Genomic DNA, 2,850 nt, shown 5'->3' on the forward strand with positions numbered 1-2,850 from the left:
TGGTCGTGGCCAACAAACTGGGTGGCAACGCGGAGGTGTCCAGCGGCCGCCTGCATGTGACCGGCACCTTGAGCGGCAATGCCGCCATCGGCAACAACGTCGTCCTGTCAGGCACCGGCACCGTCGGTCAGAATGTCACGTTGACAGGCGGCGTGCTGCAAGGCACGCAAGGCAGCACCCTGAAGATAGGCGGCAACCTCACCCTGGACAACGCCAGCCGGGTCAACGTGGCGCTGGGAAGCACCGCGTCCGCCGCCCTGTTCGACGTCGGTGGCGACCTGGCGTTGGCGGGCACCCTGAACGTGGCGGAGCAAGGCGCGTTCGGCGCAGGTGTCTACCGCCTGTTCGACTACGGCGGCGCGCTTACCGCCAATACGCTAGCGCTGGGAACCGTTCCCACGGGCATCACGGCCAACGACTTGCGCCTTCAAACGGCCGTGGCCGGTCAGGTCAACCTGATGGCGACGTTCGGCACCACCTTGAGCTTCTGGGACGGCGGCAATGCCGCGCAACGCGACAACGGCGTCATCGATGGCGGCTTGGGAGTCTGGCGCACCGACGGGCTGAACTGGACCAACGAGGACGGCACGCTGAACGGCCGTTTCCAGCCCAACCCGACGTTCGCCGTGTTCCAAGGCGCGTCCGGCACCGTGGAGGTGGACGCGGGGGCAGGGGCCGTGAGCGTGACGGGCATGCAGTTCTCGAGCGGCGGCTACCGCGTCCAGGGCGATGCCATCGCGCTGGACGGCGCGAATGGCGAGACCGTTGTGCGCGTGGGGTCGGGCCTGGTCATCGGTGCCGGCACGACCGCCACCCTCGCATCCAGCCTGACGGGCGCCAGCAAGCTCGTGAAGGCCGACTTCGGCACGCTGGTGCTGGCGGGCAACAACACCTATACGGGCGGCACCGAAATCCGCACGGGCACGTTGTTCGTGTCGTCGGACGCCAACCTGGGGGCATCAGCAGGCGCATTGACGTTGAACGGCGGCGCGCTCGCCACCACGGCCAGCTTTGATTCGGCGCGTGCCGTGACGCTGGCGCAAACCGCTGATATCAATGTCGCGGCAGGCACCACGCTGGGTTTACAGGGTGCCGTCAGCGGTGCCGGTACGCTGCAAAAGCTCGGCACCGGCACGTTGACGCTGACCGGCGCCAACACCTACGGCAACACGCAAGTGCTGGCCGGCACGCTGGTGGGCAACGCGGCCTCGATCCGCGGAGATCTGCTGAACCACGGCGCGGTCGTGTTCAACCAGGCCACCGACGCGACCTACGCGGGTTATGTGTCGGGCACGGGCACGATGGTCAAGCAAGGCACGGGCGTGTTGACGCTGACCGGCGTCAACGCGCAAGACTGGCGCATCGATGCCGGCACGCTGGCCGTCAGCGCCGGCCGCTACACCAGCAATACCACGATCGCCTCGGGCGCCGAGGTGCGCTTCAATCAAGCCAGCAGCACGTCGTTCAGTGGCATGCTGGCGGGCGCAGGCCAGGTCACCAAGACCGGCGCGGGCATGCTGCAACTGCTGGGCGACAACAGCGGCTTTGCGGGCCGGACGCAGGTTCAATCCGGCATGCTGTGGGTGTCGGACAAGCTGGGCGGCTCGGCGACGGTCACGGGCGGCCGCCTGCATGTCGACGGCGCTCTGGGCGGCGATGTCGCGGCAAGCGGTGCGGGCACACTCTCGGGCGCGGGCCGTATCAACGGCAACGCCACGCTGACCGGCGGCGTACTGGAAGGCGTGCAAGGTCAGACGCTGGTGTTTGGCGGCGACCTGTCGCTATCCGGCGCAAGCCGAGTGAATGTGGAACTGGGTAATGCGTCCAGCGCCGCCTTATTCTCGGTGGCAGACAACCTGACGTTGGCCGGCAGCCTGAACATCACGGATCAAGGGGGCTTCGGCGCGGGGGTTTATCGCCTGTTCGACTACGGCGGCAGCCTGACGAACCATGGCTTGGCCATCGGCACCACGCCCGCCGGCGTCTCCGCCAGCGCGTTGACCCTGCAAACCGCAGTTGGCGGCCAGGTCAACCTGGCCTCGACAGCCGGCGTAACGCTGAACTTCTGGGACGGCGGCAACACCGCCGGCCACGACAACGGCGCCATTGACGGCGGGTCGGGCACGTGGAGCGCCGACGACCGGAACTGGGCCAACGCGGACGGCACGTTGAACGGCCGCTTCCAGCCCAATCCGACGTTTGCCGTCTTCCAGGGCACGGCCGGCACGGTCAGGGTGGACACCTCGGCCGGGGCCATCGGGGTCACGGGCATGCAGATCGCCACCGATGGCTACCGCATTGAAGGCGATGCCATCGCTCTGCAAGGCGCGGGCGGCGAGAGCATCATCCGCGTGGGAGCGGGATCGACAGCGGATGCAGGCATGGTCGGCACCATCGCCGCCCGCCTGACGGGCGCCAGCAAACTGGTCAAAACCGACGCCGGCATGCTGACGCTGACGGGCGACAACACGTATACCGGCGGCACCGACATTCAGTTCGGTACCCTGTCGATCTCCGCCGACAACAACCTGGGTGCGGCCAACACGGGCGTGGCGATGGCCGGCGGCTCGTTGGCCACGACCGCCAGCTTCAACACGACTCGCAATATCTCCTTGATGCAAGATGGCGCCATCAACGTCGCGACGGGCACGCAGCTTGGCCTGACGGGCACCGTATCGGGCGGGGGCGCCCTGATCAAGCAAGGCGCCGGCACGCTGTCGTTGACTGGCGTAAACACCTACGGCAGCACCCGCGTGCGGGCCGGCACGCTCATCGGCAACAGCGCGTCGATTCGCGGCGATCTACATAACGACGGCACGGTCATTTTCGATCAAACGTGGAACGGCAGCG

At 67.4% G+C, this 2,850-nt stretch carries 1 protein-coding gene; it reads left to right on the top strand.

Annotation, left to right across the window (positions count from 1 at the left end; genetic code table 11):
- Nucleotides 1–2,850: autotransporter-associated beta strand repeat-containing protein (locus CQ050_RS30600; protein ID WP_199196970.1), on the top strand; the 2,850-nt coding region annotated here is incomplete at both ends.

The organism is Achromobacter sp. MYb9 (assembly GCF_002975275.1).
In the GTDB taxonomy this organism is placed as follows: domain Bacteria; phylum Pseudomonadota; class Gammaproteobacteria; order Burkholderiales; family Burkholderiaceae_B; genus Achromobacter.